Genomic DNA, 14,535 nt, shown 5'->3' on the forward strand with positions numbered 1-14,535 from the left:
CGTCGCCCTCGGCCCTCGGGGTTGGGCTAATTGGAGCCAGCTTGGCACTTGAGAAGGTGCCCGGCGTTCTCGGTGGCTGGCAGCCTCTGATCATGTGCCCTGCCCGGACGGGGACCACCGCGGGTTCCGCCTCCAAAGGCAGCCCGAACCTGCGGTGGCCCGCTGACCAGGTCGAGGCGCGTCGCTCCCTGTGAGGTCGACCGGAAACTGGTGAGGAAGGACGTCCGTGAGCCCTCGGGAAATACCAGCGGTCTTGCTCGTCGACTCAGATAAACGATGCATTCGCGGGTCGTGCAATCGTAACGGCAAGCCGATCGATGGCACTATTCTGGTGGTCGACAGGCTCAGCCCTGAACTCTACGAGACAATCGTCACGTGTTCCGCGGTGATCTGCGCGAGAGGCGGGCGGACGGGCCATATGCAGTCCCTTTGCCGGTCGCGCGGAATCCCCGTCCTCCGGATCGATCCGTCCGATCTGGACGCGCTCGCGGGCGAGGTCACCGTTCTGCTCGACCGCGAGTCGGTCGTCCTCGGCGATGCTGTTCCCGCGACGCACCCGGTGGAACTCCGGGCCGCCGCATTCGGCGACATTGAGTCGATCTGCGTGGTCATCGCCGACGCCACGGACATCCGATCCGCGAACACCCTCGCACCGCGCGTCGAGCATGCGAACTCGTATTTCATCCGCGAGGAGTTCGTCTGCTTCGCCGCCGCCCTGAGCCCGATCGACTCACTTCGAGCGGGACCCGCCGAGGCCGAACGCTACGGCGCCGCGGTTGCCTCGGAACTGTGCTCGATGGTGGACGAACTCCTCCCCGGCCAGCGCCTGATCATGCGATTGCTCGACCTCCGCTCGGACGACGCCGCGCAGATCACGACCGGCGCTCACGTGGAGGACGAGCCGAACCCCGAACTCGGCCTCCACGGCGCCAGATGGCTGCTGCACGAACGCCATTACCCGCATGCCTTCCGGGCCCTTCGCGCCCACGTACGGGAGCGCCTCGGCCCGGACGCGCACCGATTACTGAGTTTCGCCGTCCCGTTCATCAACGACCGGGACGAGTTCCTGCGGCTGCGGCGGCACCTCGACTTGAACGACGAAACGCTGCTCGGAGTTTTCGTCGAGACGCCGGCCGCCGTCCATTCAGCGGCCGCTTTCTGCGCCGCCGGGGCCAGTGAATTGTTCGTCGGCACCAAGGACCTGATCCAGTTCTATCTGGCCGCCGACCGGGGCAACCATTTGGTCTCCTCCACGTACCAGACCCGGCATCCGGCCGTCCTGGCGGCCCTGCGCGAGGCCGTCGAGTCCGGCCGAGACGCCGGGGTTCCGGTACACGTGTTCGCCCTGGGCGCCGACCTGGACCACTACGTGCGGCACCTTCCAGCGCGCAGACTCATGATGTGCACCGCCGAACTGCTACGACTCGCCACCCGCTCAGCGGCCTAGCGCCCCCCGCCTGGCGTCCCCCCGCCTGGCGCACCACGCCCGTGGCACCGCCCGTGGCACGCCAGGCCCTAGCGCACCGCACGTGGCGCTTCACGCCTTGCGCGCACCGCGCCCTGGCGCGCCACGCCTGGCACACTGCAGGTGGCGTACCGCGTCTGGCGCACCGCGCCCTGGGCGCACCGCAGGTGGCGCACCGCGTCTGGCGCATCGCAGGTGGTACACCACGCCTGGCGCACCGCGCACTGGGGCGCCCCGCGCCTGGCGCATCGCAGGTGGCGCACTACGCCAGGCGCACTACGTCTAGGGCGCTAGGCCGAGTTGTTTCGCGGCTAGGGCGGTGCCCTCGACCCGTGCGGCGATCTTGGCGAAGGCGATCTCGCGGGAGGTGGACGTGTCGTCGGCGAAGGGTGAGAAGCCGCAGTCGTCGCACGTCCCCAGGCGGTCGACCGGCAGGTGACGGGCCGCGGTCAGCACCCGGTCGCGGACTTCCTCGGCCGTCTCCACGCGCGGGTCGATCGGGTCGGTGACCCCGACGAAGACCCGGGTGTCGGCGGGCAGGTGCTCCGCGATGGCGCTCAGGACCCTCTCCGGATCGGCCTCGCTCGCTAGCTGGACGTAGAAGTTGCCGGCCTTGAGGCGGAAGAGTTTGGGCAGCAGGTCGGCGTAGTCGACGTCCAGGCTGTGGGTGGAGTCCTGGTCGCCGCCCGGACAGGTGTGCACGCCGATCCGGGCGCGTTCGTCGTCGGTGAAGCGCTCCAGGACGCGGTTGTTGAGCGCGATGAAGTCGTCCAGCACGCCACCGCTCGGATCGAGCTTCAGCGAAAGCCGTCCCTCGGTGAAGTCGAGCTGGACCACATGCGCCCCGGCCTCCAGCGGCCCCCGGATGTCGGCCTCGGCCTCGTCTGCCAGATCCGCCAGGAACTGCTCGCGCGAGTACCCGGCGATGCCCGCCTGCGGGTAGAGCAGGCTGAGGGCGGACGGCGCGATCACGGCCTGCTTGACGGGCACCGTCGCATGTGGCGCCGCAGCCGTGAAGTACTGAGCGGCACGCGCCTGGTACCGGAACGGCCCCTTGGTCAGGACGGGCAATTGCCGCTGGTGCCCATCCGCGAACGGAATGACCACGCCGTCGGGCGCCAGACCGGCGAGCCCGGCGATCGGATAGGTGGCGAAGCTGGGCTTGGACTGCTCGCCATCCGTCACGACCGGCGAACCCACCGCCTCAAGCCGCCGGACGGTATCGGCCACCGCCACGTCATGCGCGTCGGCCAGCTCGGCATCGCTCACCTCCCCGGACGCGTACGCGCTCATCATGGTCAGCAGTTGGGACGGCCTGGGAATGCTACCGATCGGTTCGGTCGGAATCGCCATGCCGCGAGCGTACGCATCCCCCATCAAGATCATCAATCACTATTGGTAATCGTTTGGTGACCAATATTGGTCACCGCTGTAACCATCATGGTCAACGGGCTGTGGCGGGAGGACTGGCGGCTAGAAGCGAACTGGAAGCGAACTAGAGGCAGACTAAAGGCAAGCTAGAAGTGAGCTAGAAACGCCAGCGGGTTGCGGTGAAGCCTTTTTCCTTGCCGAAGGCGAAGACCACCGTTGGCTCGACGGCGAAAACGTGCCGGGGGTCGGCCAGGGCGGTGTCGTCGGGGGCGTAGAACTTTCCGTCCTGGACGAATGGGTGCCACCACGGGTATTTGGTGGGGAATAGGTCTGCGACCTGTTGCAGCCGGTCGGAGTCTCGGATGACGTGCGCGGTTCCTTCGATTACCAGGTCGACGTCCTGAGCTGGCACAGTGACGGCGCAACTGTCGTTGTGCGCGAGGTAGCGGGCCTTGCGGGCCGCTCGGTGGGTGTTGAAGCAAAGAGTGCCGTCCAGCCAGACCGCTAGGACCGGGACGACGTGCACGCGCCCGTTCGGGCCGGACGTCGCCACCAGATAGTCATCGCCTCCGGCTATCCGTGCTCGTGCGTCGCTCCAGGTGAGAGACGTCAGCGGACTGCCGCCGGGGCTGGACAATTGCTCGGCGACCGGCTCCGACTCCGCCATAACCGCTCCTTCGATTTCCGGAACACCTGGACACACGGTAAGCCCGGGCACCGACAAGGACGCCGAACCGATTGGGCGAGTCGACATCCGCAGAGCCGTCTCGGACGAATGGTGAGCGAGCAACCCCTCATGCATGTCAAGGAGGATCTGTGAAGTTCTTCTCGCGCAAAGCCGCCGCCACCTCGGTTGTCGCCCTTGGTGCGTTGACGGCCGTCCCGGCGATGGCGGGGCCCGCCGCGGCCATCCCGTCGCAGTGCAGCGTCGGCCGCAACCTCAGCACTGCGTTCAGCTCCTGCATCGGCGGCACGGGAGAGCACCGGATCGTCTGCTTCTACACCCATCACATTCCGGGCGTCGGGACCATCATCGGCTACGGGCCGTGGAAGCCAGTCGGCGAAACGTCCAGCACATACTGCCCCCAAGACCGGGTCACCAACACCTTCGTCGAGGTCCGCTGACCCACCCCGGCCGGCCAATCTCCGATGGTCGCCCGCGGGCCTCTGCCACGACTTGGTTCTATCGATGGCAGGGCCCGGGTGGGCGTACCCGGAGATTGTGCTGGACGGCCGCATGGCGCATCGAGCCCCCGCGCCATGCGGCTGGCCGGGTGGATCGTCACTCCTCCTCGGGCGCACCCGGGCCGGCATTTCTCGCTGACCCGGTCTGGCGCCGATACGCTGGACGACCATATTGTTTGGTAGCAAACGATATGGTCGTCATCGCACCGGAGGACAAGGTCCTGGGCGCGAGCCACGTCCCGTGACCGCTACCCCGATCCGCCTCAAGGAGGTCACCCGCATGGCGCTCGACATGCGCTTCTTCCCCGTGCCCGGCACTCATCCCGTCAGCCATGACCTCGTCGGCGTGCGCGCCAACTTCCACTACGGATCCGGCAACGTGCTGCAACAGCACTACGCGGACGAGTCGACCATGGTGTGGACCGGCATGTCCGGCGACTTCACCGGTGTGCAGCAGACGGAAAAGACGCTGCGCGTCTTCAAGACCGCGCCGGCGCAGTACTTCATCACCTGGTACGAGGCCGGGACGGTCGCCACGGCCGCGCACGGCGAGGTCTTCGACCAGGGCTACCCGATCGCGGTCGTGGCGGACTTCCACCGGCTGGTCGCGACCGCCGCCTACACCAACCCTCGCGAGGACGGCGGCCAATACTTCCTCGTCGACCAGGCCACGATCGAGATCCTCGAAGACCCCCAGGGGCTCATCGCCGCACTCGCTCGCGAGCCCGCCCGCCCGTCCTGAACACCTTCTGTCTGAGGGGGGTGGTCAGGACGGTTTGGCGGTTAGTTGGCGTAGGAGGGCTCGGTTGTCGGTGCGGACCCATTCCTCGGCTAGGCGGCCCTCGTTGTCGAAGCGGAAGATGTTGATCAGGTCGAAGACGACGCGTTCGCCGTTGGGGGGCAGGGGGCCGGACGGTGACTGGGTGAACTCGCGGACGAAGGTGCCTTCGATCCAGGTCTGGCAGGCCAGGTAGTCGCCTTCCGCCACCATGATGCCGCGACGGATCGACCGGTCGTCGAAGGCGTCGCGCACCGCCGCGAAGTAGGCGTTGAGGCCGTCGAAGTCGGACTCGAAGCCGTCCGGTCCGTGGAAGCGGAACTTCTCCGTGTCGAAGTAGGTCGCGGCCTCGGCTGGATCGTCGCCCGATACCTCTAGTTCGCCGGCGCGGATCAGGCGTGCCACGAGTTCGTCCCTGGTGAGTTGCTGCGTCATGGCTCCAGCCTGCCTTCGTATATCCATGCTGTCCAACGATGGTTTGGCACCGTTTTCATGAGGAAAACGCATGCTAGGGTCCGGGCATGGCCGAGTTCACTCTCACTGGGCTTCGCGTCGTTCACCAGGTCGCCGCCTCGGGATCGTTCACTCGGGCCGCCGAGACGCTCGGCTACACGCAGTCGGCCGTCTCCCGCCAGGTCGCCGCGATGGAGGCGGCGGCCGGAGCTCCGATCTTCGACCGCAGCCGGCGGGGCGTGGCGCTCACCCCGGCGGGCCAGGTGCTCGTCCGGCGGGCGACGGAGGTCCTCGCCGATCTGGCGGCGACGGAGCTGGAACTCGCCGGCCTGCGTGACCGGCTCGCGGGACGCCTCACCGTCGGCGCATACCCCACGGCGGCGATGGCGTTGGTGCCGCGAGCGATCGCGCAGGTGACGTCCGGCCATCCGGGTCTCGCCGTGATGCTGGACGAGGCCGCGACGCCCGCCCTGCTCCGCCGGTTGCGGACGGGCCGGTTGGAGGTGGCGGTCATCGGGGTCGGCCACGGCCTGCCGGACTACGACCTGAGCGGACTCCGGCAGACGACTGTGCTCCAAGGTGAGCTGCTGGTGGCGGTCCCGGAGACGCACCGGTTCGCGCGTCACGCGGCTGTGACTGTGGCGGACCTCGCCCAGGAGGACTGGATCGCCGGGGACGGGGCGTCGAGCGAGCCGCAGTTCGGGGCCTGGCCGACCTTGTCCGATCCACGTATCGCGCACACCGCGCGCAGCTGGTCTACGCGTCTTGGTCTGGTCGCGGCCGGGCTCGGGATCACGGTCATACCCGTCCAGGCTCTGCCGGCCCTGCCTGCGGGCCTGCGGGCCGTGGCCGTCACCGACAGCCACTGGACAGGCCGCGCGACCGTCGCCGTGACCTCGCCCCGTCCGTCCGCCCAAGCGCAGGCGATGATCACGGCTCTGCAGGATCAGGCCGCCCGTCTCCGCAACGCCTGAACGCCTGATCGATGCAGTCGTTGCGGCTTTCTGTTCGGCTGCGGATTCAAGGTCATTTGCCGGACGGCGAGCATGCGCAAATACTTCTAGCGATGGTCTTGGACGGTCGCGGCGACGATTTTGCATCGTCCAATGCAAATGCACTCGCGACGTACTGGCAGATGCTCTAGATCACATTCCCAGTGCCGCTGGTTTTGTTCATTTTGGTCGCGTTGCGGTGTGTGTTGATCGGGCTCTGACCTCGGGCTTCTCTTGATTCATCCCGGTTTAGCGGTGGAAGGATTTGCGCGGTTTTTCGCTTTTGTCTCTCTCGATCTTCATTGGTTAATGGCCATATTCGGCCGCCGTCGTTTCGAGGGGAGGCGGCGACAACTTACAAGGTCTCTGCTTAGCTGTTTTGCAGCTGGTCAAAAGTGCGTCGTCACGGCCTGCGAATAGGCCGCGGTGCGGCGCCTGTCCACGGGGGCGGCGATGATGCCATGGCAGGCAAGTCCGAACGGGGGCGAGCCGAGCGGGTTCGGTGCGGACGGGTTCGGCGTTGCCGCCGCCGCGCCGGATGAGGCGTCCGACCGGCCCGGGCCGCCGCGGGCTCCGGTGATCTCCATGCCGAAGGGCGGCGGGGCGATCCGCGACATCGGCGAGACCTTCGCCGCCAACCCCGCCAACGGGATCGGCACGCTGACCGTGCCGATCCCGGCCAGCCCTGCGCGCAGGGGATTCGCGCCGTCGATGGCGCTCGTTTATGACTCGGGGACGGGCGGCGGCGTCTTCGGGCTCGGCTGGCACCTCGACGTCCCCGCGATCACCCGGCGGACCGACCGGGGCGTCCCCCGCTACCGCGACGCCGGGTCGCCCGCCGACGAGGACACCTTCCAGCTTCTCGGCGGCGACGACCTCGTCCCGGTCGGCGGCACGCGGCGGGTGCGGTGCGCCGACCGCCGTTACGCTGTCCGCCGGTATCGGCCGAGGAACGACTCCGCGTTCTCCCGCATCGAGCGCTGGACGGACGAGGCGGGCGAATCCGGCGGCGGCGCGCACTGGCGGGTTACCAGCCGTGACAACGTCACCACTTTCTTCGGTGGGACGGCCGGTGAGCGGATCGCCGACCCGTCCGAGCCCACCCGCGTCTTCACCTGGCTGGCCTGTGTGAGCGTCGACGGCCACGGCAACGCGATCCGCTACGAGTACAAGGCGGAGGACGCGGCCGGCGCCGACCTGACCGCGCCCCACGAGCACGGCCGCGAACCAGGCGCCCGAACCGCGGCCCGCCACCTGAAGCGCGTCCGGTACGGCAACGTGACGCCGCTGTCGGTGGACGGCGCGGGCCCGCCCTTCGGCCCGCCTCCCACCGACTGGATGTTCGAGATCGTCCTCGACTACGGGGAGCACGGCGCCGGCGGCGCGGAGGAACGTTCCTGGACGTGCCGCTCCGACCCGTTCTCGTCCTACCGGTCCGGGTTCGAGGTCCGCACGTACCGGCTCTGCCGGCGCATCTTGCTGCTGCACCACTTCCCGGACGAGCCCGGAACCGGCGCCGACTGCCTCGTCCAGTCGCTGGACCTCGCTTATGACGTGCAGCGGCCGTCCGGGCTGGCCGCCCTGGCGTCGGTGACGCGTCGCGGGTTCCGGCGCGGGGATGACGGGTCGCTGGTGTCGCGCGCCATGCCGCCGGTCGAGTTCACGTACGCGGCCGCTGAGTTCGGGCATGAGGTGCGCCGGCTGGACGACGCGTCCGCCGAGAACCTGCCCGCGGGGCTCACCTCCCCGGCCTACCGCTGGGCCGACCTCGACGGCGAAGGGCTGCCGGGCATCCTGACCGAGCAGGCCGGGGCCATGTTCTACAAGGCCAACCTCGCGTCCGGCCGGTTCGGGCCGATGCGCGTGGTCGGGACGCGGCCCGTGCCGTCCGGGCTGAGCGGCGGACGGTGGGAACTCCTCGACCTCGACGGGGACGGCAATCTCGACCTGGTCGCCTTCGACGGGCCGGTCCCGGGGTTCAGCGAGCGCGCGGACGGCGCCTGGACGGAATGGCGGCCGTTCGGCTCGCGTCCCGTCCTGGACTGGCAGGACGCGAGGACCCGGCTGGTCGACCTCAGCGGCGACGGCCGCGCCGACGTCCTCGTCCTCGGCGACGACGACCTCACCTGGTACAGGTCGCTGGGCGAGGACGGTTTCGACGAGCCCGGCCGCACCACCCCGCCTCCGCGTGCGGCCGCTGACGCCGACGCGTGGGTTCGTTCAGGCGACGTTGCCGAGACCGTCCAGTTCGCCGACATGACGGGCGATGGGCTGGCCGACCTGGTTCGGGTGCGGCTGGGAGAGGTCAGTTACTGGCCGAGCCTTGGGCACGGACGCTTCGGGCACCGGATCGTGATGGACGGCGCCCCCCGGCCTGCCGATCCCGACGAGTTCAACGCCCGGCGGGTGATCCTCGCCGACGTGGACGGGTCGGGCGCGAGCGACCTGATCTACCTGGGTGCGGACGGCGTCCACATGTACGCCAACCAGTCCGGCAACGGCTGGTCGGCGGCCGGGGAGCTGGACGTCCGGTTCCCGCGCATCGACTCGGCGGTCCAGGTGAGCGCCATCGACCTGCTCGGCACCGGGACGCTGTGCCTGGTCTGGTCATCGCCTCTGCCTGGCGATGCGTCCTCGCCGCTGCGGTACGTCGAGCTGATGCGCGCGGGCAAGCCCTACCTGCTCACTGGAATGCGCAACAACCTCGGGTTGGAGACGTCGGTCGGGTACTCGACGTCGACCGCGTTCTATGCGGCTGACCGCGCGGCGGGCCGTCCGTGGCCGACGAGGGTTCCTTTCCCGGTCCATGTCGTGGAGCGGGTTGAGACGCGCGACGCCGTGTCCCGGAACGTGTTCACCACCCGGTACGCCTACCACGACGGCCATTTCGACGGCGTCGAGCGTGAATTCGGCGGGTTCGGCATGGTCGAGCAGTGGGACACGGAGGAGATCGGCGCGCTGAACCCGTCCGGGGAGCGCCATGCGGACGCGACCAATCGGGATCCGGCGGCGTTCCTCGCCCCCGTCCTCATCCGTTCGTGGTTCCACACCGGGGAGCCAGGGCAGCCGGCGCGGGTTCTGGCGCGTGAGCCGGGAGGCACGCCTGTTCCGGCGGAGCTGACCCCGGACGAGGAGCGGCAGGCCGCGCGAGTGCTCCGCGGACGCCTGCTCCGCCAGGAGACGTACGGCCTCGACGGCACACCCCAGAGCGCGCGCCCCTACACCGTCGCCGAGCACGCGTACACGGTCGAGTTGCGGCAGTCCGGGCACGGATCCCTGCGCGAGGACGGCTATCGTCCCGCCGTCTTCACGTCCTACCAGATCGGTTCCCATGAGGAGCAGCACGAGCGGGCCAGGTATGTGGTGGACGGTCGCGAGGTCGCCGATCCCCGCGTCCGGGACGAGTTCGTCCTCGACGTGAACGAGTATGGCGACGTGCTGCGCTCGGTCGAGGTGGCGTATGGGCGGCGGCACCCCGATCCCGACCCCGTGCTCACGGACGCCGACCGCGCCGAGCAGGCGCGCATCCGCGTTCTGGTCACCGAGAACCGGTACACGCACGCGATCGACGCCAACGCCGACGCCGACTACCGGACGCCGCTGCCTTGCGAAAAACGAATCACCGAGGTCGTCGGGCTCGGGCTCCGTCCGTCCGGCGAGGCGTCCGGCGGAGGGTTCGGTGAGGGCGAGTTGCGGGACGCGCTCGACCGCGTCACCGCCGACCTGCCCGTCACCGCGTGGGACGACCGGGACGACGGCGCAGGCGGTCCGGCGCGGCGGTTGCTGGAGCGGCAGCGGTCGGTGTTCTGGCGTGATGACCTGAGCGGTCCGCTGCCGTTCGGTGTGCTCGAACCGCTCGCGCTGCCGTACGAGACCGTCCGGCAGGTGCTCACCGACGATCTCCTCGACGCCGAATACGGCGACCGTGTGGACGCGGCCAGGCTCATGGAGGCCGGGTATGTGCGGGAGGAGGGAGCCTGGTGGGCGCCGTCCGGACGGGTCCTTTTCACACCCGACGACGGAAGCCCGCCCGCCGCACGCTTCTACCTTCCGCACGCCTTCGTCGACCCGTTCGGCGCCACGACCCGGCTCCAGTACGACCGGTACGACCTGCTCGTCGTCTCGTCCACGGACGCGGTCGGCAACGTCGTCAGCGTCGGAAGGCGGGAGCGGGATCGGGAGCCGGAGCCGGAGCCGCGGCCGGAGCGGGACGGTGACTACGGCCGCGTCCTGCCGGGCGGCTACGACTACCGGGTGCTCCAGCCCAAGGTCACCTGCGACGCCAACGGCAACCTGACCGAGGCCGCCTACGACGCGCTCGGACGTCTCACCGCCACCGCCGTCCGCGGCAAGCCGGGCGACGCCCGCGACGATCTCGGCGACACCGTCGAGGGGCTCGACCCCGACCCCAGCGACGCCGACCTGCTCGCCTACTTCGCCGACCCGCACCAGCCCGGCCTCGCGCAACGGCTGCTCGGACGCGCGACCAGCCGCGCCCTCTACGACCCGAACGCGTATTACCGCTCGCGCGGGCAAGCAAATGCGGAGTCCCGTCCACCCGCGACGGCGCTCCTGAGCCGCATCGACCACGTCGCCGCGCATCCGCCCGGCGAGCCCCCTGGCGCAACGCCCGGCGGGCCTCCGGGCGGGCCTCCCGGCCGGCCTCCCGCCCTCCAGCAGCTGATCACCTACTCCGACGGCGCCGGACGGGAGGCGCAGCACAAGGCCCAGGCCGAGCCGGACGCGGACGGCCGTCCCCGCTGGAGCGGCACCGGATGGACGATCTACAACAACAAGGGCCTCCCCGTCCGCCGCTACGAGCCGTTCTTCAGCGCCACCCACGAGTTCGAGTTCGCCCGCGTCGCCGGGGTGAGCGCCGTCGTGTTCTACGACCCGGTCGGCAGGGCCGTGGCGACGCTGCGTCCCGACGGCGGCTACGGCAAGGTCGTCTTCGATCCGTGGCGGCTCACCACCTGGGACGCCAACGACACGATCGCGCTCCGCCCGGACGCCGACCCCGACGTCCGCGGTCTCGTCGGCCGCTACCTCGACGGGCTCGCCGCCGCCGGAACGCCCTGGCGGACCTGGTACGAGGTGCGCGTCACCGGCGAACTCGGCGCGGATGAGCGGAGCGCCGCCGCGCAGACCCTCGCCCACGCCGGCACCCCGGCCCGCGCCTGGTCGGATTCGCTCGGCCGCTCGTTCCTGACCGTCCGCCACGACCGGGGTGCCGACGCCGCGGGAGGCGACCGCCACCACCGGACGCTCGTCCGGCTGGACGTCCAGGGCCGGCCCCGGGAGATCCGCGATCCGCTCGACCGCGCGGTCCAGCGGATCGGCTACGACATGGCGGGCGGGCTGATCCGGCGGGCGAGCATCGACAGCGGGCCCGGGCTCGTCCTGCGGGACGTCCTCGGGACGTCCTGCACGTCGTGGACGGCGCGCGGGTTCGTGTTCCGCACCGAGTACGACGCGCTGCACCGTCCCGTCCGGTCGTTCGTGGCCGGTCCCGGCATCGACGGCGAGCGCGAGCACCAGCGCGTCGAGTACGGCGAGGGCGTGCCGGACGCCGCCGCCCGCAACCTCCGCACCCAGGTCCACCGGACGTTCGACGGTTCCGGCGTCGTCACCCATGACCGCTACGACCCCGAAGGCAACCTCGCTGAAGCGACCCGGCAACTCGCCCGGGACTTCCGCGAGGCGCCGGACTGGGCGGGCCCGGTCGAGCTCGAACCCGAGCGGTACACCGGACGGGTCGCGTTCGACGCGCAGGGCCGCCCGGTACGGATCACCGCGCCGGACGGCGGGACGATCACCGCGTCCTACAACCCGGCGGGGTTCCTCGAACGACTCGACGCGCGGCCCGCCCGCGAAGAAGATCCCATCCCCGTCGTCACCGGCATGGACTACAACGCGCGCGGGCAGCGGATCGCCGTCGAGCACGGGAACGGGGCGCGCACCGGCTACGCCTACGACCCGTTCACGTTCCTCCTGCGCGGCGTCGTCACCGAACGGGACGGCGACCGGCTCCAGGACCTGCGGCACGTGTACGACCCGTCCGGGAACGTGACGTCCATCCGCGACGAGTCGCAGCAGACGCTGTTCTTCCGCAACCGGGTCGTCCGGCCGGGCGGGCGGTACCGCTACGACGCCCTGTACCGGCTCGCGGAGGCGACCGGACGCGAGCACCTCGCGCAGGCCGACGGCGTCCGCCCGCGGGGCGTCCGCCCGCCCGGCCCGCACCGGAACGGCCCGCCGCCGCTCCACCCCCACGACGGCGGCGCGATGAGCCGCTACACCGAGCGGTACGAGTACGACCCGGTCGGGAACCTCCTCCAGATCGTGCACGCGGTCGCCGACTCCGCCACTCCCGGCTGGACGCGGACCTACCGCTACGACCAGGAGAGCCTCCTCGAACCCGGCGTCACGGGCAACAGGCTCGGCGACGTCGACGGGGTGCGCCTCGACCACGACCCGCAGGGCAATGTCACAACGCTGCCCGGCCTCGCCTTCCTGAGCTGGGACGCCGAAGACCGCCTGCACGTCACCGCGCACCGTCCGCCAAGGGACGGAACGCTGCCCGAGGCCACCTGGTCGTCCTACGACTCCGCAGGAACGCGGGTGCGGAAGGTCACCGACCGGCCAGGCCCCGACGGTGAGCGGATCCGGGTCCGCGAGCGCCTCTACCTCGGCCCGTTCGAGGTGTTCCGCGAGTACGCGCCCGACGGCGAGGTGACGCTGGAGCGGACGACCTTGCACGTCCTGGACGAGGACCGCCGCGTCGCGCTCATCGAGAAGCGCACCCGCGGCGACGACAGGGGGCCGGAACTGCTCGTCCGGCACCAGCTCGACGACCATCTCGGCTCCCCGACGCTGGAACTCGATCAGCTGGGGCGCGTCCTCACCGTGGAGGAGTTCCACCCGTACGGCAGCACGGCGTACGAGACCGTGTCCAAGGGCGCGCGGGCCGCCCCGAAGCGGTACCGGTTCACCGGACGGGAACGCGACCGGGAAAGCGGCCTCCAGTACCACGGCGCCCGGTTCTACGCGCCGTGGCTCGCCCGCTGGGTCAGCCCCGACCCGGCCGGGACGCAGGATTCGCCGTCCCCCTACGTCTACGTCGCGGCCAACCCGGTTCGGCTGACCGACCCGTCCGGCCGCCAGGGGACGCCGCCCGGCGGCAACAGCATCGACGACCTGTTCACCTTCGTCCGCAACCAGGCGGGATTCGAGACCGGCGCGGAGCGCGCGCTGGACTTCACGAAGCGTGGCGCGAGCCCGTTCGGGACCGCGGCCCATGCCAAGGCCACCGAGGTCCTCGGACGGCTGAAGGCGGCCCAGTCCCCGCTGCTCGGCGTCGAGCGCGTCTACTCCGAGGTCCGCGTGGTCGCCGGCGAGGTCGCCGCGATCGGCCTCGGGCCCGGCGGGCCGAAGGGCGCGCACAACCTCGACCTCGTGGCCGTCCAGGAAGGCAAGTCGCTCGCGGTCGGCGAGCAGTTCACCGCCCAGGTCGCCGAGAAGATCGGCGACATCAAGTACGGCGGCGGTGTGATCAACCAGAAGTACGGCGTCCACGGCGTCGAGCTGGTGACGGTCAACGGCCGGACCGCGCCGGGCCCGGTGCCCGTCGCGGCCACCGCGGAGACCGGGGCGGGGGCGACCGCGCAGGCGGCGGGCCAGACCGCCGCCAAGGTCGAGGCCCCCGCCGCGAAGGCGGCGCAGGCGGCGGCCGGCGCAGGCGAGACCGCGGCGGCCGCGGCCCCGGCGGCCGAGGCGGCGGCGCAAACCGGCGCCGGGGTCGCGGGCAAGGCCACGGCGGCGTCGAAGGTGGCCGGTGGGGCGTCCAAGGCCGCGAGCGGCGCGGCGCGGGTGCTGCGGGCGGCGGCTCCGGCGCTGCGCGTCGTCGGACGTGTCGCGGGGCCGCTGGCGCTGGCGGCGGGCGTGCACCAGGCCGCGACCGCGCAGACGACCGCCGAGAAGGCCGACGCGGCGGTGAACGTGACGAGCGGCGCGCTCGCCCTGTCGGCGAACCCGGTCACCGGCATCGCCGCGGGCGGTCTCGTCGCCGGCGGCTACGTCGGCGGGAAGGTCGAGGGCGCCGTCACCGAGGCCACCGGCAGCCGCGAGGCGGGCGTCGCCGCCGGCACCCTCGCGGGCGCCGCGACGGGCGCCGCGATCGGCGCGGTCGTCGGTTCCATCGTGCCCGGCGTGGGCACCGCCGTCGGCGCCGCCGTGGGGGCCACGGCGGGCGCGGTCGGCGGATTCATCAAGTCGTACTGGAAGTAGGGGAA

8 protein-coding genes are annotated in these 14,535 nt (G+C 70.7%); 5 read left to right on the forward strand and 3 right to left on the reverse strand.

Annotated features, from left to right (window positions below; all coding sequences use genetic code 11):
* Window positions 1–226 precede the first annotated feature (226 nt).
* Window positions 227–1,447, forward strand: a complete 1,221-nt coding sequence (locus tag ACH35V_RS01555) for a putative PEP-binding protein (protein WP_395969668.1) — start codon at window positions 227–229, stop codon at window positions 1,445–1,447.
* A gap of 300 nt (window positions 1,448–1,747) precedes the next feature.
* Here ACH35V_RS01555 and ACH35V_RS01560 read toward each other — a convergent pair whose 3' ends face one another.
* Window positions 1,748–2,818, reverse strand: a complete 1,071-nt coding sequence (locus ACH35V_RS01560; RefSeq protein ID WP_395969669.1) for a cobalamin-independent methionine synthase II family protein — start codon at window positions 2,816–2,818, stop codon at window positions 1,748–1,750.
* A gap of 175 nt (window positions 2,819–2,993) precedes the next feature.
* Window positions 2,994–3,503, reverse strand: coding sequence for a pyridoxamine 5'-phosphate oxidase family protein (locus ACH35V_RS01565; protein WP_395969670.1), 510 nt, complete (start codon window positions 3,501–3,503; stop codon window positions 2,994–2,996).
* 149 nt (window positions 3,504–3,652) lie between these two features.
* On the opposite strand from ACH35V_RS01565, the gene ACH35V_RS01570 reads away from it, so the two are divergent.
* Together ACH35V_RS01570 and ACH35V_RS01575 are read left to right on the forward strand one after the other, a co-directional pair.
* Window positions 3,653–3,961, forward strand: a complete 309-nt coding sequence (locus tag ACH35V_RS01570) for a hypothetical protein (RefSeq protein ID WP_395969671.1) — start codon at window positions 3,653–3,655, stop codon at window positions 3,959–3,961.
* Window positions 3,962–4,262: 301 nt separating this feature from the next.
* On the forward strand, window positions 4,263–4,763 hold the full coding sequence (locus ACH35V_RS01575; protein WP_395969672.1) for a MoaF C-terminal domain-containing protein: 501 nt from the start codon (window positions 4,263–4,265) through the stop codon (window positions 4,761–4,763).
* 24 nt (window positions 4,764–4,787) lie between these two features.
* Here ACH35V_RS01575 and ACH35V_RS01580 read toward each other — a convergent pair whose 3' ends face one another.
* Window positions 4,788–5,234 carry an ester cyclase gene (locus ACH35V_RS01580; RefSeq protein WP_395969673.1) on the reverse strand — a complete coding sequence of 149 codons (447 nt, stop codon included), beginning with the start codon at window positions 5,232–5,234 and terminating at the stop codon, window positions 4,788–4,790.
* Between the two features lie 86 nt (window positions 5,235–5,320).
* On the opposite strand from ACH35V_RS01580, the gene ACH35V_RS01585 reads away from it, so the two are divergent.
* Complete coding sequence (locus tag ACH35V_RS01585; RefSeq protein WP_395969674.1) at window positions 5,321–6,226, forward strand: LysR family transcriptional regulator; 906 nt, start codon at window positions 5,321–5,323, stop codon at window positions 6,224–6,226.
* A 471-nt stretch (window positions 6,227–6,697) separates the two neighbouring features.
* On the forward strand, window positions 6,698–14,530 hold the full coding sequence (locus ACH35V_RS01590; RefSeq protein WP_395969675.1) for a SpvB/TcaC N-terminal domain-containing protein: 7,833 nt from the start codon (window positions 6,698–6,700) through the stop codon (window positions 14,528–14,530).
* Window positions 14,531–14,535: the final 5 nt, after the last annotated feature.

Origin of the sequence: Actinomadura sp. 1N219, from assembly GCF_044326405.1 — a bacterium.
Taxonomy (GTDB): domain Bacteria; phylum Actinomycetota; class Actinomycetes; order Streptosporangiales; family Streptosporangiaceae; genus Spirillospora.